We start from the raw sequence: 18,638 nt of genomic DNA, 5'->3' as shown, positions 1-18,638 counted from the left end.
AATTAGGCAGCTATGCAAAAGGTAATGGTAGTGGATGATGAAGAAGTATTACGGATGTTAATTGTAGACACCTTAGAAGATTTGGAAGACGTGGAGATCCATACTGCCGAGAACGGATTAGAGGCGCTTTCAAAATTGTCACAGGATCATTATGATTTGGTGATATTGGATTATATGATGCCTGAAATGACAGGGATTGAAGTCCTAGGCCAACTGGATGATGAGAAAAAGAAGGCTACAGCTATTTTAATGTTAACAGCCAAAGCCCAAGATGTAGATCGTCTTCGAGCGGTAGATGCAGGCGCACGTTATTTTATGCCGAAACCTTTTAGTCCGATGGAACTCTTGCAGATTGTGGAGGGGATCCTAAGTGACAAAGGGAAGCAGCTCTAATCACAGTATTAAAAATAGATATTTTCGTATCATTGCCTTGGTTTTTTCGTTAATCATTATTATGGGATCTGTATTTTTATTTTTCATAAATAATGAGCAGAACAAATTAAGTAGAGACCGTGAAGTTCTGCAGAATAAGGCGGACACGATTAACGAATTGGCGACTGCATTAAATGAGGTTTTTTTCCGAGCGAGGGGATTCAGCGCACTTAAGAGTGCCAATGAATTAGATCTCCTAAACTTAGGACTTGTTAACTTTGATAAGATTCTGGATACCTATTCTAATCTCAATTTATCTCCGGAAGAAGCCTTGTTTAGAGATGGTTTGAAAGCATTTTATGTTCAGTACAAAACTAAAGTTTTACCTGAAGCGATTCGGTTTGTCGAGGCAGATGATTATGTGTCTTTGAGAGCTCTATCCGCAGATGGGAACACGAAATCAGTGAATGATTTTTTAATGTATACAAAAGAGTACAAGCAACGATCCGATGCCGCATTAAATACTATGGCTATGGATTACATCAAACGTGCCAATGAATTTACCTTTATCGCATTCTTTTTCAGCACGATTATTCTGCTAATCTTCACCTTTATGATCTGGCGGATTCTGAAGAACCTTATAGATCCTATTCTGAAGCTGGAAGGGGCAACCCATTCCCTGGCTGCAGGAGAAGAAATTCTTCTGGGCAAGCTTAAGAATCAAGATGAAATTGGCCGACTTTATGATGCTTTTCTTAATATGGCTAGAAGTATTCAAGATAAAGAAGAAGAATTGATGATGCAGAATGAAGAGCTGCATGCGCAGCAGGATGAACTTCAGGATCAGCAATATAGGCTGCAACGCTCGCTTAGTGAAATTGAAAGTATGATGAAAGCTTTGGATCAATCGTCTGCGGTCGGGATCCTTACTGCTAAAGGTGTCTTTACCTACGCGAATGATAATTTAAGTGGATATACCCGCTATAAAAAGTCTGAGATTATCGGTTACACCTATAAGTTATTTGAACTTTATAATATCTCTGACGAGGGTTATCAGAAAATTTTTAACAAATTAAATACAGGCGGAGTGTGGAACAATGAGCTGCAGATTCTAGCCAAAGACGGATTGCCCATCTGGCTGCAACTAACGATTGTGCCGTACCTGAATGAAGAGGGTGTGATTTATCAATACATCCTTATTGCGAACGATATCACCTCAATGAAGAGCGTGCAGCAGGAGCTAGCCGAAACGTTAAAAAATACAGAACAGACCAAGATGATGCTTGAGCTTAATAATCAGCTGAATCATGATATTACTTATACCTTGGATAAGCATGAATTTGCCGATAAGTTTATTGAGTTTATGCATCGCCTGTATGCCTTTGATTCGAGTTTCTTCCTGCTTGTGAAAGATAATATCGCGGCTGTGAAAGGCATTCCGCAGGAGAATGTGGAGCGTTATCTTGATCATGAGAACAATGAGATGTTATATCGCTTGCAAGCGGAAAAAACGTACCTAATCAAGCGTTTGGCCACACAACCAGAGCAAGGTATTTCTGCGAGTGAGGTCTATGTTTACGACTTCTACACTACTGTTGTGAACGCAGAGGATGAGATTCTTGCAGTGTTCTGTGGCAGCCGGATTGGTCATTCCTTCAGCAAAGAAGAGATTAATGAGGTTCAGGGGATGATGAACCGCGTAGCGCTGGCGATTGAACGTTTATTCATGTATGAAGAGATTGAACATGGACGAAAGCTGAATCGGGACATCGTAAATAATGTGAACGAGGGCATACAATTTGTGAATACAGAAGGTATGCTCCTGCAGATGAATAAAGCGTTGAGCAACATTTTTAATTATGAGTGGACAGAAGGAACTTTGATTCCCCGACAGAAATGGATGGATTATTTCATCGAGCACTCGAATGAGAACCATGAACTTCGGATGTTTTTTGAAAAAGCGATTGCTGAGGATGCTCTGGAATCCAGCAGCATGCAATACTCCATTGGAACTGAATCGATGAAGCATATTGATGTGTATGCGATCCCTGTATTCCGTCGCGAGCTGCGTATTGGTACATTGTTTGTCTACAGAGATATCACTAGAGAATATGAGCTGGACCTTATGAAATCTGATCTTGTCAGTACGGTAAGTCATGAGCTAAGAACACCGCTATCGAGTGTGCTTGGTTTCACAGAACTGCTATTGTCTAAGACCATGAAGCCTGAGAAGCAGCTTAAATATCTGGAGACGATTCATAAAGAAGCTAAACGACTGACGGAGCTCATAAATGATTTTCTTGATTTGCAGAGAATGGAGTCAGGTAAGCAGCAATATATCACGGAGCATTTGAATCTCAGTGAAATTGTATTAGGCGTAATTGATCAATATAAACTGAGCAGTACCCATCATGTGCTCCTAGTGGATGAGGCTTTGAATGCGGATGTTGATGTGGACAAGGATAAGATTGTCCAAGTTCTGACGAATCTGTTAAGTAATGCGATTAAGTTCTCGCCTGATAACAATGAAGTTAAAGTACTGCTGCATAACGAGTCGGATAGGATTATTGTACGTATCCAGGATAATGGTCTTGGCATTCCTAAGGATCAAATAGGACAGCTATTCCAAAAATTCAGAAGAGTGGATAATAGCGCCTCTAAAAGAATTGGAGGAACAGGACTTGGACTTGCTATCTGTAAGGAGATCATTGAGAAGCAAAAGGGAAATATCGGTATAGATTCCGTAGAAGGAGAAGGCACTACCGTCTGGTTTAGCCTCCCTATCCTCCATGCGGAAGCGAGCCGGCAACAGGATGAGCTTAATAAATGGAGCACCGATAAAGAGCTCAAGCCTAATGTAATGATCGTTGAAGATGATTACAGTCTTTCGTTGCTTTTATCAGAAGAGCTTAAAGGGAAGGGCTTCCGTGTTACCCATCATTACCATCCACAGCAAGCTTTTGATCAGGCCTTGAAAACACCATTTGTGGCGATAGTGGTAGATTTGATGTTGGGTGAAGAGCTGGATGGCTGGGATTTGATCCGCATGCTTAAAGAAGATCCAAGAACTGAAAATATCCCTATCGTTATTTCTTCTGCTCTGGATCAATCGGATAAGAATCAATTAAACGATGTAATTCAAAAATATTTAACTAAACCTTATCCGCCCGGCGAGCTATCGAATACGCTTGAGGAGATAGTGAAGATTAAGACGGGGATCGGCGAGGTGTTATTTCCCGAAAGTAAGCAAAAATTATAGCTTTTATTTATCACAATATTTTATAAATAGTATCACTTTTTATAATGAAACCGATCAAAACAGGTTAAATCATACTGTTTTGATCGGTTTTTACGTACTATATAGATACTTTTTCAATAAATTACAATTATTAGGTTAAATCGACATCATTGATCGTTTACAATTATTGTGATAGCCTGATTTCATGAGGTACGGATCATCAGAAGATTTCATGTTTAGGAGAGGTGGATATTGTTGCAACTACAGGTAACGAACAGTCCTTTTAACGAGAGCCAAGTGGAGCTACTCAATCGTCTTCTACCATCCTTAACGGAGACACAGCAAATATGGCTTAGCGGTTATTTGTCGGCCATGGGCCTTACTACTGCACCATCGGCAGGTGCCGGGGTTCAAGCAGTGCAATCAAATGCGATAGGAAATGCGGAAGGTAGTGCAGTTAGTCAACCTGTAGCTTCACGTGAAGTGACCGTGTTGTTTGGGTCCCAGACAGGGAATTGCCAACGGCTGGCTGGGAGCTTGTCCCGCAAGCTGGAGGAGCAAGGGTTTCAGGTCACGCTCACTGCGATGAACAGCTTTAAGCCCAATGCACTTAAGAAGGTTGAGAACCTCCTATTGCTGGTCAGTACTCACGGTGAAGGCGAGCCGCCAGATAATGCACGGATGTTCCATGAATTTCTCTATAGCAAAAGAGCCCCTCAATTAGAGAATCTGAAGTTCTCAGTGTTGGCACTGGGGGATACCTCTTACGAATTCTTTTGTCAGACCGGCAAAGACTTCGATCAGCGGCTTGAGGAACTTGGTGGCAAGCGGTTAAGTCCGCGTGTGGATTGTGATCTTGATTATGATGATTCGGTTACCGAATGGTTTGAAGGCGTGATTGGTGCCTTAAATGCACATTTAAATGCTCCGGCCATTGCGGCAAAAGCGGTTCAAGCTGCGGAAGACACAGATTCTCAGGAGCCTTTGTATACCCGCAACAATCCTTTTAAAGCGGAAGTATTAGAAAATCTAAATCTGAACGGACGCGGTTCCGACCGGGAGACCCGCCATTTGGAGCTATCACTAGAAGGCTCTAACATACAATTTGAGCCAGGGGATGCGCTGGGTGTCTACCCGGAGAATCATCCTGAATTGGTAGACGCTATTATTCATACTATGGGCTGGAATCCTAATGATATTGTTCCATTTAATAAAAAAGGGGAAGAAGGTTCCTTACGTGAGGCACTTCTTCACCACTATGAAATCACTGTATTAACCAAACCGTTGCTTGAGCAAGCGGCGAAGTTATCTTCTTCTAACAAACTAAAGGATTTATTGGCGCCAGAACGTGCGCAACAGCTTAAGGAATATATTCAAGGCCGCGATCTGCTCGATTTGGTTCAGGATTTCTCTCCATGGGAAGGCTCAGCCAGTAACTTTGTGACTATTTTGCGCAAGCTTCCAGCACGACTCTATTCAATTGCTAGCAGCTATAAAGCTAATCCAGATGAGGTTCATTTAACGGTTAGAGCTGTACGTTATGAGGCACATGGCCGTGAGCGTTATGGGGTCTGCTCGGTACATTGTGCTGAAAGAGTCCAGCCGGGAGATACGTTGCCCATCTACATTCAACATAATCCTAACTTTAAGCTTCCAACAAATCCTGATGCGCCGATCATTATGATTGGACCGGGGACAGGCGTTGCACCCTTCCGCTCTTTCTTGGAGGAACGTGGCGAGCTTGGGGCGGAAGGTAAATCATGGCTGTTCTACGGAGATCGGCATTTCGTGACGGACTTCCTCTATCAGACAGACTGGCAGAGAATGCTAAAAGACGGCTTGTTAACTAAGCTGGATGTTGCTTTCTCCCGTGATACCGAAGAGAAAGTATATGTTCAGCATCGCATTCTGGAAAAGAGCCGCGAGGTCTACGAATGGCTGCAAGCGGGAGCTCATATTTACATTTGCGGTGACGAGAAGCATATGGCACATGATGTTCATTCTGCTCTGATTACTGTCATCCAGCATGAGGGTGGGCTGAGTCCTGAAGAAGCAGCAGCTTATTTGGATAATATGCAGCAGGCGCAGCGCTACCAACGTGATGTTTACTAATGGATAGAGGAAAGTTATCGAATGACTTCGGGGGGAGATAACAACAATGGCAAACAATGAAAAGGTTAAGCCGATCGGCGGGCCTCCAAGTGATGTTGAGCACATTAAGCAAGAGAGTAACTATCTGCGGGGCGCGCTTGTTGAGACATTAAGCAATCCGATTACCGGAGGTTTGCCGGAAGATGATAATCGGCTGCTGAAATTTCACGGAAGTTATATGCAGGACGATCGGGATTTACGCAATGAGCGTGAACGGCAAAAGCTGGAGCCTGCATTTCAGTTCATGCTTCGTGTAGTTGCCCCAGGCGGGGTAGCGACACCAGAGCAGTGGCTAGTGATGGATGATTTGGCACAAAAATACGGTAATGGGACCTTACGTCTGACTACCAGACAGGCGTTTCAAATGCATGGGGTACTCAAATGGAATCTTAAGAAAACCATTCGCAGCATTAATGATACGCTGATGACGACGCTGGCAGCTTGCGGCGATGTTAACCGTAACGTAATGAGTAATCCGAATCCTTACCAGTCAGAGGTGCATGCAGAGGTCTATGAATGGGCGCGCAAAGTGAGTGATCACTTATCCCCACGTACTCCCGCCTACCATGAGATTTGGCTAGACGGTGAAAAGGTAGTAGATAGCTTAGGCGAACGTGCGGAAGTAGAACCAATCTATGGTCCGGTATATTTACCGCGTAAATTCAAGATTGGCTTAGCGGTGCCACCTTCTAATGATGTGGATGTATTCTCGCAAGATCTGGGTTTTATCGCTATTCTGGAAAATGAGAAGCTAGTCGGCTTTAACGTTTCTGTAGGCGGCGGTATGGGGATGACTCATGGCGATACCAGTACTTATCCTCAGTTGGGACGTATTATTGGTTTTTGCCGTCCCGAACAGTTGATTGATGTGGCAGAAAAGACCGTAACGATCCAGCGGGATTATGGCAATCGCTCTGTCCGCAAAAATGCACGGTTCAAATATACGATTGACCGCCACGGTCTGGAATGGTTCGTTGACGAACTGCATGAAAGACTCGGATGGCAGCTTGAAGCGGCACATGATTATCATTTTGATCACAACGGAGACCGTTACGGCTGGGTGAAGGGTATCAATGGAAAATGGAATCTGACACTTTATATCCAAAGCGGACGGATTCATGACCAAGAAGGATACACCTTGATGACTGGCTTGCGGGAGATTGCTAAAATCCATACTGGAGATTTCCGGCTAACGCCGAATCAGAATCTAACGATTGCCAACGTCACTACTGCCAAAAAACGAAAAGTAGCTGAGCTGGCTAAACAGCATGGACTTACAGATGGAGCACATCTTTCTGCATTGCGGCGCAGCTCCATGTCCTGTGTAGCACTGCCAACCTGCGGACTTGCGATGGCTGAAGCGGAACGTTATCTGCCTTCGTTGATAGATAAGCTGGAGCTTGTTATAGATAAAGCTGGTTTGCGCGACGAGGAAATTGTAATCCGGATGACCGGCTGCCCTAATGGATGTGCTAGACCGGCGCTGGGTGAAATCTCGTTTATCGGCAAGGCTCCAGGCAGATATAATATGTATTTAGGAGCAGGCTTTACGGGTGATCGCCTGAATAAAATGTATAAAGAAAACATAGATGAGAAGGAGATCCTAGAGACGCTTGAACCTATTCTTCACCGATATGCCAAAGAACGTCAACAAGGCGAGCATTTTGGAGATTTTGTGATCCGTGCAGATTATGTTAAAGCCGTTACCTCTGGACTTAATTTCCATGACTAAATGAAAGTAGATTTAAAAATGTCCCGGGGCCAGTTGATGGCTGCCGGGGTATTTTTTGTGGTTTGGGCGTAGTTAGATGCGCGGGGTGTCGTGTCGTACACAAAATGCTCTAGAGGTAAAGACGGTAGACAAGAGTAAATGAGCAGCAGATAAGCAGCAGATAAGCGCATACGAGTAGTAGATGAGTAGCAGATAAGCGCATACGAGTAGTAGATGAGTAGCAGATAAGCAGTAGATGTTCGATAGTAGAGCGGCAGTAGACTAACAAGGTGACGGACTCAGGAGCCCTTATTTCCTGAAATCTTGCCTAATTGCAGAGTATTCGGACCCCAGCGCCGTTATGGGGATGAAAAGAGGCAGGAACAGGCCTTTTTCAGAAGAATAGCGTCTCTCCAGTCCGAAAGTTGCTCAAAACGGCTTAAATCGCACAAATAGCGTCATCTGAGTCCGAAAACCACAACCGAGTGTTCAAAAAGTAAAGAACGGCAGATGAGCAGCAGATGAACGGCAGATGAGCGATAGTAGATTAACGTCAGAGTAATGAAAGAGTCGAATTAGATAGTGTGAAAGAGTGAAATCAGATCAGTAGGAGCAACAGTAGAGTAGTACGCAGAATAGCCAAACAAAAGAGCAGCAATCGACTAGCGGAACAATAGACGAGCAATAGTAAACTAACATCAAAGTAGTAACAGTCCAGCAGCAGACTAATCCAGCAGTAGACTAACAGCAGTAAATCACTGTTGACTGACAAATCTAACAACAGTCATCTTTTGAGCTACTATAAGTAAGCATTATCCTAACATCTGCGCTACAACAGATCTAATTTTAAAAACCAGCAAGTCTCCAATCTTGGGAGGCTCGCTGGTTTATGTTTTTAAGGAGCGATGCCGGAGATCAGTACATCGTTTTGATACAAGGTTACTTTGTTCCAAGTGCTGAAGGAAACTTTGGTTGGGTCGAACGAATAGTCATTTGCTTCATTGAAGTTAGACCAGTCGCTTTTATGCACTCGTAATTGGATTTCTCCTGACTGTCCACCAGCAGGTATGGAGCCCGCGCTAGCGTTGAAAGTAAGCTCAACGTAAGAGTCGGCGTTCGTTCCACTAGTGGACCCAAGGGCAACCGATATATTAGAAGCACCGATCTGCGCCCAATCGATCACACCATTGAGGGAGGCGCTTCCATCTTTAGTAAAGTAATAACGAATTTTCAGTCCATTTAGATTGACTGCCGTTGTTCCGTTGTTATAAATGTTGAAGTAAGGTTTGATTGAGTTATCTGTAGCATTGGTATCTGCTGCACGGTAGTAAAGTGCCAGATTACTGGATGGCGAGCCGGTAGGAGTGGCTGTAGGTGTTACTGTTGCTGTTGGCGTAGCTGTTGGCGTTGGCGTTGGCGTTGGCGTAGCTGTTGGCGTTGGTGTTGGTGTTGGTGTAGGTGTAGGTGTAGGTGTAGGTGTAGGTGTAGGTGTAGGTGTAGGTGTAGGTGTAGGTGTAGGTGTAGGTGTAGGAGTTGTGCCACCATCCGGCACAGGTTGGTAACCAGGCGTTGTATAAATTTTATTAAGCACGGAGGTTGCTAAGGTTCCGTTTGCTCCATTAACGACTGTATTTCCCCAGTTGCTGAGTGTTCCTGCTGGACCGCTGGCTAGATCCAGATATTCGACGCCTCCGCCATTACCATACCAGGACCAGGCGAGCCATCCTACCTTTTTTTCCTTAGTGTAGCTCATAATGGTGGCTTCATCGACATCTCCACCCGTGTGCTTGTCACCGAATTCGCCGATAATCACGGGGGCTCCAATGGCCAAGGCACTGTCGATATTGCTCTTAACGGTAGCAGCATTACCTCCGGCATATTCGTACATATGAATCGAGAAAATAGTATTTTTTAAGGTATCTGAATTATATACAGCCTGACCACTAGTGAAAATGGATTGTGGGTATTGACCCCATCCCGCTGCATCTACAACTAAAGTGTTCTTAATACCCGCATTTCTTAACGCCGGAATTGCCGCTTGGTAACCACTGGCCCATGTTGCAGTGTTCCAAGAACCGTACCATTCATTAGCAATATTCACAATGACACGATCTTCTTTACCAATCAAAGCATCCTTGATGCTGATCCAATAGTTGACTGCAGCGTTAAGATCAGATGTGTTGTCTGAGCCAGTAGCATCATGCACTTCCAGCATGGCAATCAATTTATACTGATCACAAAGCTTAAGAATATTTTGGACATCCGCCAAGGTATCGAGAGACCACTTGCTGCCATTAGAAAGTACAATTCTGACGGTATTGGAGCCAGTGGCTGCAATGGCCGGTATTGCAGTAGCCAGATCGTTTTTGTACCAAGTGTGTGCATGATTAACCCCACGCATTACAAAAGGACTGCCGGTGGCATCATACAAAGTGGTACCGCTTACATAAAAGCCCTTAACAGAAGTGTTTGCTGCCGCTGCCTGCTGTTGAGGTAAAGAAATAGAAAGAGTAAGGATACTAATTAATACTAACAAACTGATTTTCCGGAACGAAAAATGCTTACTGAATTTCATCAACATTTCCTCCTTAATCAAATAGGGTTGCTTCTTAGATTATGCGTATCCTTCAGGTGGTTGCAGTAAATGCACTCAATTACAGGCATGTATCACCTCCTCAGTTATTTTGAATATAACATATAAAGGAATTTTTAGGAATAATAAATAATTTAACGATAACAATAATTTTATGTTTTATTAGAAAATAAGACGAAGTGCTGATCAGGCACTCGTCTTTCATCTAACATTATCATAAAAAAATGATGTTATTTTTAGATTCAGGAAGGAAAATATAATTTTTTTTGACTAATGATTTGGATTTCTCGCGATTTTCTTTCATAATATAAAGGGTAAACTAAATACAAAAGAAGAACCGTTGCCCGAGAGCGATGAGTTCTGTACAGAAGAGGCGATATTATGATTATCATGAAAACGATGGAAGAGATCGAAAAAATGCGTGCGGCGGGAAAAATTCTCGCTGAATGTCATCGTCAAATTGCGCAAATTTTGCAGCCTGGTATTACGACCTGGGAAATTGATGAATTTGCAGAAAAATTTATATTGTCTCAAGGAGCTACTCCTGAGCAAAAAGGATATAATGGGTACCCGTACGCAACCTGTGCATCTGTAAATGATGTAATATGCCACGGATTCCCGAAAAAAGAGCCGCTAAAAGACGGGGATATCGTAACCATTGACATGGTTGTTAACTTAAACGGCTGGTTGGCAGATTCGGCCTGGTCTTACGGCATTGGCAATATTAGTGAACAGGCGACCAAACTTCTAGACACTACTAAGGAATCGTTATTCCGTGGAATCGAGCAGGCGGTTGCAGGCAACCGTATCGGGGATGTTGCGCATGCCATCCAAGTTTATGCAGAGTCTAACGGATTTTCTGTAGTACGTGATTTTATTGGCCACGGGATCGGTTCAGAAATGCATGAAGCTCCGGAAGTGCCTCACTATGGTCCAGCAGGGAGAGGGCCTCGTCTTAAAGAGGGGATGGTATTTACCATTGAGCCCATGCTGAACACAGGCAGTTACAGAACAAAAATTGATGCGGATGGTTGGACTGCGCGTACCATTGACGGCGGATTGTCAGCACAATATGAGCATACTTTAGCGATTACCCCACAAGGAACGATTATCCTGACTGAACTGTAATTTTGATGAAAAATAAAATGACCAGTCTCCGTAATGGAGATTGGTCATTTTTTATTAATCCGTAATGTTGCGAGTGTAATATTCAATGATATCTTTTCTCCTAATAATTCCAACAAATACACCCTCATTATCAATCACAGGAACGAAATTCTGATCCGCAGCGAGCGTCAGCATATCTTCCATTTCTGCATTAATGAGAACACTTTCGTTATGAACATGCTTTTGGATGTCGCTTACTGGAACTTCCCCTATATTGTCAAAGGTTAAGTCTGCTGTGTTTTTCAGCTTCCACAATAGATCACCCTCCGAAAGTGTTCCTACATATTTTCCTTCATTATCAATAATAGGGATAGCCGTGTAATGGTGCTGTTCTAATTGTTCTAAGGCTTCCAGCATGGATAGTGAGTTAGTGATATAGGCAACTTGATCTTTTGGCAACAAAAAAGAGGATATTTCCATCGGCATGAACTCCTTTGTATTATGTTTTTTTGATTAGGCTACTTTTATTTAAACATACTTTTGGAATGGATAGAATTTTAAATTTTCATCCCTTGAATTATAGGTAATAAGTCCTATTGAATAGAGGTCGTATTTTGTCGATTAAAGATATATTATCCTAGAGTGGAGTTGTTCAGATGGCATTGTATCGAAGGCTTTCTTTAACGTTTAAGTTTGTTATGGTGGTAAGTTTAGTAATTATTGTGATCTTTTTCTTTAGTTTAGTCGCAAACCTGGCTAATCTGCGTAGTGTGAGCATATCCAACGGTGAACTTCAGGCAGAGATCGCAGGGAAAAGTTATGCGGAGACCATTCAGAATAGAATGATAGACATTCAGTCGACGGGTGAAGCGCTCGCTGAGGTACTGATTGAATCAAGAGAACGTCAAACCTTGGACCGTGAAGATGTTGTTTCTACAATGAAAACTATGCTTGAGCACAGACCAGAAATTTTTGGGATGAGCATATTATGGGAACCCAATGCTTTTGATCAGAACGATCAGGCTAATATAAATAAGATGCCATATGATGATGGTACGGGGCGTTTTATTCCTTATGTCTTTAGAAATCAAGGTGCAATTAAGGTTGAACCCTTAAAAAATTACGATGTAGAAGGTGCAGGTGATTATTACCTTTTACCTAAAAAAGAGAAAAAACCGGTCTATATTGAACCCTATTCCTATGAGACGACTGGTGGAGCAATAGAGATGATTTCGGTCATGCTGCCGATTTTGGATAAAACGGGTGCATTTCTTGGGACTGTAGGGTTCGATGTTTCGTTAACCCAATTGCAGGAAGAAGCTGTTAACTATAAACCTCTGGGAGGTTATGTTTCTTTAATCACTGGTAATGGCAAATATGCAGCCAATCCAAATGATCCTCAAAGTGTACTCAAAGAGTTCGGTGATACAGAAGATAAAACATTACTGTGGAAGCGTGTGAAGAATGGGGAGGCCACACTGGGATACACGATAAATTCCAAGGGAGAAGACGTGCTGCGGACTTTTGTTCCGATACCAATGCCTGGAAGTGACCAGGTCTGGTACACACAGACAGCGATTTCTAAGGATGTTATCATGGCTGATTATGAACAAGCCAAAACAGAATTTTTTATCATTATGATTATTGGTATTTTGATTTTAGCTGTTATTGTTGGTCTTCAGCTATGGTTGATGGTAGTTAAACCGCTTCGCTTGTTATCTGATAAATTGCAGCTGATGTCTCAGGGTGATTTGACTCAAACCCTGCAGGTTCGAAATGATGATGAATTCGGCAAGATGGCTACACATTTTAATCATATGACCCATAAGCTTCGAGAAATGTTTGGACTTGTCGCTGATTTATCAATGTCTGTGGGAGCTACCTCTGAAGAGCTGACAGCTAACGCTGAGCAGACTGGGAAAGCTGCTGAACAAATTGCTGTGGCAATTGGACGAGTAGCCGAAGGAGCGCAGCTGCAGAGTGATTATGCGGGTGATTCTTCAATGGCGATGAGCGAGCTGAATGTTGGAGTGCAACGGATCGCTGACTCTTCGTCATCGGTGTCTGCGTCTGCAGATGAAGTTACCGATCAGACGAAAAAGGGCAGTGCGCAGCTTCAAATGGCAGTGAACCAAATGTCAGAGTTAAAGCTGTCTGTGGATGAGACGAGTCTGGCAATCGAACGTTTAGGCGAACGATCTGCTCAGATCAGCGGGATTATAGGCCTGATTTCGAACATAAGTAAACAGACCAATCTGTTGGCACTAAATGCGGCTATTGAGGCGTCCAGAGTGGGTGAACATGGCCGAGGTTTTGCTGTAGTGGCCTCAGAAATTCGTATGCTGGCAGATCAGACTAAAAAAGCTGCCGAACAAGTTACTGCTTTGGTTGAAGATGTGGTGCAAGATACTAATCAAGCTTCACAAGCAATGGCTGTCGGCAATGAAAAAGTAATTCTTGGTGTGCAAAGTGTATCTGATAGTGATCTTTTATTTACTTCGATTCTGACAGAGATGACGCAGGTGACTGATCAAATCCAAGAGGTGTCAGCAGCTGCACAGCAGATGACCGCGGGTACGGAGCAAATTTCAGTTACAGTTAAACAATTAGCCGATCTTGCTTCGGAAGCTTCATCTGACTCCCAAAGTGTGGCAGCAGCCTCAGAGGAGCAGCTTGCTTCTATGGAAGAGATCTCAGCTTCGTCGGAGTCACTTAGCTCAATGGTGCAAGACCTGTTGGATAAATTGTCCTATTTTAAAATTTAAATTCCCTTTTCAAATTTTAGAAAAAGGGCTATCCCCTAAGCTATGAAAATGACTGCTGTGTCGAAAGCACATGCTTAGTCACTGGAAAATACGCTTAGTAACCTGCTAAGGGACACAGTGGTCCTTAAACGTAGGATTATCCGATATTTGGAATGTTATCGGACTCCAGTGTAGCTATTGGCCCAAAAAATGCTTAATATGAGCCTCTTTCCAAGGAATAACGTCGCTGGTGTCCGAATTCTAGCTGTAAAGGATAAAAACATGTAAATAACGTCAACTGAGTCCGAAAGCCCCGCAGGATAATGAAAGTGTAGTTGAAGCAGACCGCGAATGACCAAAAAACGCCGAACAGCGATTCTTCGAGAACAGAAGAATCGCTGTTTTGTTGATTTTAAGATTTTGAAAGTGAGGAGGTCAGTCTCCACTCGTAGAATCACTTATGACACAGCTCCTTCTTTCTTCCCATTTTGTTCATAATGCAGAAGAGTATCTATTTGGTGTTAGCTGTGCTATAATCAATCTATCGAAAGTATTTACCTGGCGAATTCACATAGCGTAGAGGGTTATTCTTTAGACGTTAATAACCTTGTACCATATGTGAATTTTTATTTTTTTAGAGATTTTGTAAGAGATTTTTTGAGGATAAGAATAACATGTAAATAAAAATAAGGTGGTAATTATATTATGCAAACAGGAACAGTGAAATGGTTTAACGCAGACAAAGGTTTTGGTTTTATCGAGGTTGAAGGTGGAGAAGATGTATTCGTACATTTCAGTGCAATTACTGGTGACGGATTTAAGTCCCTGGATGAAGGACAACGTGTAGAATTTAACGTAGTTCAAGGCAATCGTGGTCAACAAGCTGAGAATGTTGTAAAACTGTAAGTAGTAAAATGAATCCCCAAACGTATCGTTTGGGGATTTTTTTATAGAAAGGTGGCGGATGTAAATGCAGGTGTTTGAAGACTGGAATTTAAAAGTTAAGAAAACCTTTAACGCTACAAGTAACAAGGAAGTATTGACGGTATCTGAAGCGGGAAGCTTGCTTGGGCTGTCTAAAGATCAAATGAAAAGTTATGTAGATCAGCATAAGTTGACTAAAGTTCCGATCATGAGAAGTGTCGTCAGATATCTTTTACTGAAGAGCGAGATCGATATGATTGTGAAAAAAATCTAAGATCAGCATTAATAAATAGGGTAGACCAATCCTTGATAGGATATGGTCTTTTTTTGTCTCACAAATTTCTTATAAATAGAAACTTATCGACCCGAAGATCGTCTATAATAATGGGATATTTTAGGTAACAGTGTCATCCAGCAAAAAATATCCTCACATACTGGTGGTTATCTATCAAAACATTACGTGATATCTAAGGAGAAAATTATGAAACGACTAGAGAGTAAAGATTATTACAAAGCTATTGAGCCTTTAGGAAAAGTGAAAATAAATACGATGTTCGCTGAGTCAGTGGTGAAGCAAGTCATACCTGGCAGCTTATATGTTGACGATATCGTTAACCCGCGTGCTTTTTACATTGCACACCCTTGTGGAATGTCTTTATTAATTGGTGAGTCGGATAATGAAGAGTTTAAGCGCGACCTTTTTGATTACATAACCAATAAAAATATGATTCGGCATCATCAAGAGTTGCTGCAGGCTGATCCAGCGGGAGGTTGGCCGGAAGTTATCGCTCATTGGAGTGAACAGGAAATGCTCCATAGAAATACAAGGGTCAACTTCAGCTTTAACCGCGAGAGATATCTGAACCAGAAAGCTTCTTATCTTAACCAAGACCTTGAAGTGGTGCGAATGAACAAAGAACGGTTTATGGCGGCAACAGGAGGTGTCAATCCTAAGGATTTTTGGAGGAATGAAGAGCAATTTCTTGCTGAGGGGCTGGGCTTCAATATTCTTGATGCTGGGGAAATTGCCTCTACGGCATTTTCGGGTTTTGTTAATGAGTATCAACTGGAAATTGGCATAGAAACCTCAGAAGCACATCGGGGGAAGGGCTATGCCTACGCTGTCTGTTCAGCCTTAATCGAATACTGTCTAGAACATCAGCTTGAGCCGGTGTGGGCGTGTCGTCTGGATAACGAAGGTTCTTTCAACTTAGCGCATAGATTAGGCTTTGAGACAACCTACATGATTCCCTATTACCGGCTGGTAGAATCCGTCATCAGGAAGGGTTAAGGATCCGAATGAAAAATAAACAGATTACCCATTCAGCTTCTTCTTTTTCTTTAAGTAGAATTGAGAAAAAGAAGGTGAAGAAGAAAACTAAGACCAGCAGGAAAAAAAAGATCTGGCTATTTATGCTTGCTATCGTACTTATTGCTGGGCTAGGATCTTATGTTTTTCGTAAAGAACTGCTGATTTTCGGATTTAATAATGTTGTGGCTCCAACTATAGAACACACGCTTGATGGGTCATACGTTCCTTTAAAAAATAATGAAAATGCTGAAGCTCCTGGATTCCAACCCACGACGGATAATAAGGATCGTCCATTTTCTATCCTCCTATTGGGTACTGATCAGCGGGGAAAAGAGAACGGGCTTTCTGATTCGATTATATATACTGTGATTCGGCCAGTTGATCATAAAGTATTGTTCGTGTCGATCCCTCGTGATTCCTATGCAGAAATTATCGGAGCGGAAAATGTTAAAGGAGCTAGGAAAGAAACCAAGATTAATGCAGCACATTCCTATGGCGGTCCTCAGATGAGTGTAGACACCGTTAAAAATTTATTAAACGCGCCTATCGAATATTACGCTACTATTAATTTCAACGGTCTTGTGGGCGTTACAGATGCTCTAGGGGGTGTTGAACTTCCGATTACCAAGGTGATTGAGAACAAGAGCCCGGATCATGAGAAATTAAGAATTGAACCGAACAAACCGATTTATTCTGGCGCTGAAGCATTAATGTATGTAAGATACCGTGAGGATTCTGATTTTAAACGAACGGAGCGGCAGCGGATCTTTTTGAAATCTGCGCTTGAACGGATGAAGAGAGTAGATAATATCCTTAATATACAGAAAATCATCGAAATAGCAGGCAGTAATTTCCAAACCAATATGAAGTCAGACTTTATTCTTGATTTGGCGAAAAGAGTAATTCTCGAGGGGGGTACTCCTGAGATCACGAGCCATATGTTGCAGGGTGAAGGCAGACGGAAGGATCAATGGTATTATATGCTTGACGAAAATGATGTGAAGCGTACCCATGAGTTGATTGAGATTTGGCTGAATCCTGACTCTACCGATATGGATCTGGCCGCAGCTTCTGCGGATGACGCAGCATAGATGTTGTGACTGAATTATTTTATTTTTCATGTGGAGGTTGATCTCTCTGGCTGCAAAAACAAATGAGCAAATGTTACTCGAATTTAAGTCCCTCATCCCGTTCGTAGAATCTTTAGGGGAAGTATCAGACAAACATTGGAATCAGCCTATTGCAGCTGGTAAATGGACTGTAAAGGATATCATCTGTCATCTCATGTTATGGGATAAATATTTTTATGAAGGTGCGATTAAGAAAATAATTCTCCGGGAACCGATCACAACTAAGCATTTGGATTTTAACGAGTTTAATGCTAACGCTGTAGAATATGCTAAATTATTATCTGAACAAACATTAATTGAACAATTTGTACGTTATAGAACTAAAATCATAGATGCAGCTGCAGGGTTAAAGGAAGATGAATTCAATCAGGAATATAAGGACGGAGATCGCAAAAAATTCAGCGTTCGCAAGTATTTGAGAAGTTTTATCCCACATGATAAGCATCATAAAAAACAGATTGAGCAGTTCTTGAAACCTTAAACCTTGGCGCGATTTTGAACTAACTTCATGGATTGGCGTATGAGGATAGGACCAAACATGCTTCCGGCAGAGGCGGCAATTAAGGAATGGAAGGGAAATTTTATAGCAAAATAAAAGACCCATCCAGCAACAATATCAATAAGGATGAACTTCTTGATCTCGGATAATGGAATGGTCACGAAGACAATGGATTGTTTGTTTCTCACAGCAATGACCTCCTAATTTTAAGAAAACATCTTATAAATCCACTGTTCATTCTATTTTGGAACTAAGATGTCCCATTCCGTCTAAATCTACAATCGAATCGTAAAAAAAGGAAGTATGCCTTGCGGATCTTTTTCGCAAAGTGTACTTCCTTTTTTGTATGTGAGGATATTATCTGACTAATATTTGGCAGGGTATGGAAAGTCACAGAAGATATATTCAATCACTAGTACAATGTAAGCGTTGTCTTTTGTGAAAATATATCCTAAAGGAGCTAAGCTATGAGAGTGAAGAGACTATCTTTTAACCAGCTTGTGTTTATCTGTTTAGGTTTTCAATACTTGTTAATGCGTTTGTTCTCTGCCGGCGAGGCGATCGTTATCACATCGATAGAGCTAGTAATATATATTGTTTATACTGTCGCCACCCTTGCCGGATTGTTTCTCCGGAGCAGACGAATTGATAGTGAAGCTGTATCTGGGTTGTCGTCGTTATTTTTCAGCGTGTTATGGACGGTATCTTTGTTCTCACAGTTTCGGAAAGAAAGTTATCCAAATGCTTTAACAATCATTAATTCGCTGGGGGTGTCTTCAGCGGTAATCGTGATGCTCACACAATTTATTATTTTGGCCAAGGCTTAGGCTTTAGCTGAAAAAAAAGGCGGGTGCCCC

At 42.2% G+C, this 18,638-nt stretch carries 15 protein-coding genes; 12 read left to right on the top strand and 3 right to left on the bottom strand.

Annotated features, from left to right (window positions below):
* Positions 1 to 12: 12 nt before the first annotated feature.
* The 4 genes from NYE35_RS20910 (at position 13) to cysI (ending at position 7,493) form a co-directional block, all read left to right on the top strand.
* A complete protein-coding gene (locus tag NYE35_RS20910) occupies positions 13 to 393 on the top strand; it encodes a response regulator (protein WP_036685780.1) in 381 nt (126 codons plus the stop codon).
* Positions 371 to 3,631: an ATP-binding protein gene (locus NYE35_RS20905; RefSeq protein WP_076100126.1), complete on the top strand. Its 3,261-nt coding sequence runs from the start codon at positions 371 to 373 to the stop codon at positions 3,629 to 3,631. Before NYE35_RS20910 ends, NYE35_RS20905 begins: the two co-directional genes overlap by 23 nt.
* 234 nt (positions 3,632 to 3,865) lie before the next feature.
* The gene (locus NYE35_RS20900; protein WP_076147891.1) at positions 3,866 to 5,722 is read left to right on the top strand and encodes an assimilatory sulfite reductase (NADPH) flavoprotein subunit; all 1,857 of its coding nucleotides are present in this window, start codon (positions 3,866 to 3,868) and stop codon (positions 5,720 to 5,722) included.
* A gap of 46 nt (positions 5,723 to 5,768) precedes the next feature.
* Positions 5,769 to 7,493, top strand: a complete 1,725-nt coding sequence (gene cysI, locus NYE35_RS20895) for an assimilatory sulfite reductase (NADPH) hemoprotein subunit (RefSeq protein ID WP_326047767.1) — start codon at positions 5,769 to 5,771, stop codon at positions 7,491 to 7,493.
* An 874-nt stretch (positions 7,494 to 8,367) separates the two neighbouring features.
* Here the strand turns inward: cysI and NYE35_RS20890 are convergent.
* Positions 8,368 to 10,047 carry a cellulase family glycosylhydrolase gene (locus NYE35_RS20890; protein WP_341122008.1) on the bottom strand — a complete coding sequence of 560 codons (1,680 nt, stop codon included), beginning with the start codon at positions 10,045 to 10,047 and terminating at the stop codon, positions 8,368 to 8,370.
* Positions 10,048 to 10,446: 399 nt separating this feature from the next.
* Between NYE35_RS20890 and map the strand changes: the two genes are divergently transcribed.
* A complete protein-coding gene (map, locus tag NYE35_RS20885; protein WP_036685786.1) occupies positions 10,447 to 11,193 on the top strand; it encodes a type I methionyl aminopeptidase in 747 nt (248 codons plus the stop codon).
* A gap of 54 nt (positions 11,194 to 11,247) precedes the next feature.
* On the opposite strand, the gene NYE35_RS20880 is transcribed toward map, so the two are convergent.
* Positions 11,248 to 11,652, bottom strand: a complete 405-nt coding sequence (locus NYE35_RS20880) for a CBS domain-containing protein (RefSeq protein ID WP_038572361.1) — start codon at positions 11,650 to 11,652, stop codon at positions 11,248 to 11,250.
* Between the two features lie 176 nt (positions 11,653 to 11,828).
* On the opposite strand from NYE35_RS20880, the gene NYE35_RS20875 reads away from it, so the two are divergent.
* The 6 genes from NYE35_RS20875 (at position 11,829) to NYE35_RS20850 (ending at position 17,763) form a co-directional block, all read left to right on the top strand.
* Positions 11,829 to 13,937, top strand: coding sequence for a methyl-accepting chemotaxis protein (locus tag NYE35_RS20875; RefSeq protein WP_052097158.1), 2,109 nt, complete (start codon positions 11,829 to 11,831; stop codon positions 13,935 to 13,937).
* A 684-nt stretch (positions 13,938 to 14,621) separates the two neighbouring features.
* Entirely contained in the window at positions 14,622 to 14,822 is a 201-nt protein-coding gene (locus tag NYE35_RS20870; protein ID WP_036685790.1) for a cold-shock protein, read from the top strand.
* Positions 14,823 to 14,886: 64 nt separating this feature from the next.
* A complete protein-coding gene (locus NYE35_RS20865) occupies positions 14,887 to 15,114 on the top strand; it encodes a hypothetical protein (RefSeq protein WP_036685795.1) in 228 nt (75 codons plus the stop codon).
* 207 nt (positions 15,115 to 15,321) lie between these two features.
* Positions 15,322 to 16,131 carry a GNAT family N-acetyltransferase gene (locus NYE35_RS20860; protein WP_036685798.1) on the top strand — a complete coding sequence of 270 codons (810 nt, stop codon included), beginning with the start codon at positions 15,322 to 15,324 and terminating at the stop codon, positions 16,129 to 16,131.
* Between the two features lie 8 nt (positions 16,132 to 16,139).
* Entirely contained in the window at positions 16,140 to 17,243 is a 1,104-nt protein-coding gene (locus NYE35_RS20855; RefSeq protein ID WP_051491411.1) for an LCP family protein, read from the top strand.
* 37 nt (positions 17,244 to 17,280) lie between these two features.
* Positions 17,281 to 17,763: a DinB family protein gene (locus tag NYE35_RS20850; RefSeq protein ID WP_341122007.1), complete on the top strand. Its 483-nt coding sequence runs from the start codon at positions 17,281 to 17,283 to the stop codon at positions 17,761 to 17,763.
* On the opposite strand, the gene NYE35_RS20845 is transcribed toward NYE35_RS20850, so the two are convergent.
* Entirely contained in the window at positions 17,760 to 17,969 is a 210-nt protein-coding gene (locus tag NYE35_RS20845) for a hypothetical protein (protein ID WP_036685800.1), read from the bottom strand. The genes NYE35_RS20850 and NYE35_RS20845 overlap by 4 nt on opposite strands.
* Positions 17,970 to 18,248: 279 nt before the next feature.
* Between NYE35_RS20845 and NYE35_RS20840 the strand changes: the two genes are divergently transcribed.
* Positions 18,249 to 18,608 (top strand): hypothetical protein, encoded by a 360-nt coding sequence (locus NYE35_RS20840; RefSeq protein ID WP_036685802.1) that lies wholly within the window; start codon positions 18,249 to 18,251, stop codon positions 18,606 to 18,608.
* The last annotated feature ends 30 nt before the right edge of the window (positions 18,609 to 18,638 follow it).

Origin of the sequence: Paenibacillus sp. FSL L8-0494, assembly GCF_038003695.1 — a bacterium.
Lineage (GTDB): Bacteria > Bacillota > Bacilli > Paenibacillales > Paenibacillaceae > Paenibacillus_AQ > Paenibacillus_AQ odorifer.
The sequence above is the reverse complement of the archived record's forward strand: the minus strand, read 5'-3'. Positions and strand labels throughout refer to the sequence as shown.

Coding starts and splice junctions, on each gene's coding strand:
- NYE35_RS20910 (WP_036685780.1), top strand. CDS start 13: ATGCAAAAGGTAATGGTAGTGGATGATGAAGAAGTATTACGGATGTTA.
- cysI (WP_326047767.1), top strand. CDS start 5,769: ATGGCAAACAATGAAAAGGTTAAGCCGATCGGCGGGCCTCCAAGTGAT.
- NYE35_RS20890 (WP_341122008.1), bottom strand. CDS start 10,047: ATGAAATTCAGTAAGCATTTTTCGTTCCGGAAAATCAGTTTGTTAGTA.
- map (WP_036685786.1), top strand. CDS start 10,447: ATGATTATCATGAAAACGATGGAAGAGATCGAAAAAATGCGTGCGGCG.
- NYE35_RS20880 (WP_038572361.1), bottom strand. CDS start 11,652: ATGGAAATATCCTCTTTTTTGTTGCCAAAAGATCAAGTTGCCTATATC.
- NYE35_RS20875 (WP_052097158.1), top strand. CDS start 11,829: ATGGCATTGTATCGAAGGCTTTCTTTAACGTTTAAGTTTGTTATGGTG.
- NYE35_RS20870 (WP_036685790.1), top strand. CDS start 14,622: ATGCAAACAGGAACAGTGAAATGGTTTAACGCAGACAAAGGTTTTGGT.
- NYE35_RS20865 (WP_036685795.1), top strand. CDS start 14,887: ATGCAGGTGTTTGAAGACTGGAATTTAAAAGTTAAGAAAACCTTTAAC.
- NYE35_RS20860 (WP_036685798.1), top strand. CDS start 15,322: ATGAAACGACTAGAGAGTAAAGATTATTACAAAGCTATTGAGCCTTTA.
- NYE35_RS20855 (WP_051491411.1), top strand. CDS start 16,140: ATGAAAAATAAACAGATTACCCATTCAGCTTCTTCTTTTTCTTTAAGT.
- NYE35_RS20840 (WP_036685802.1), top strand. CDS start 18,249: ATGAGAGTGAAGAGACTATCTTTTAACCAGCTTGTGTTTATCTGTTTA.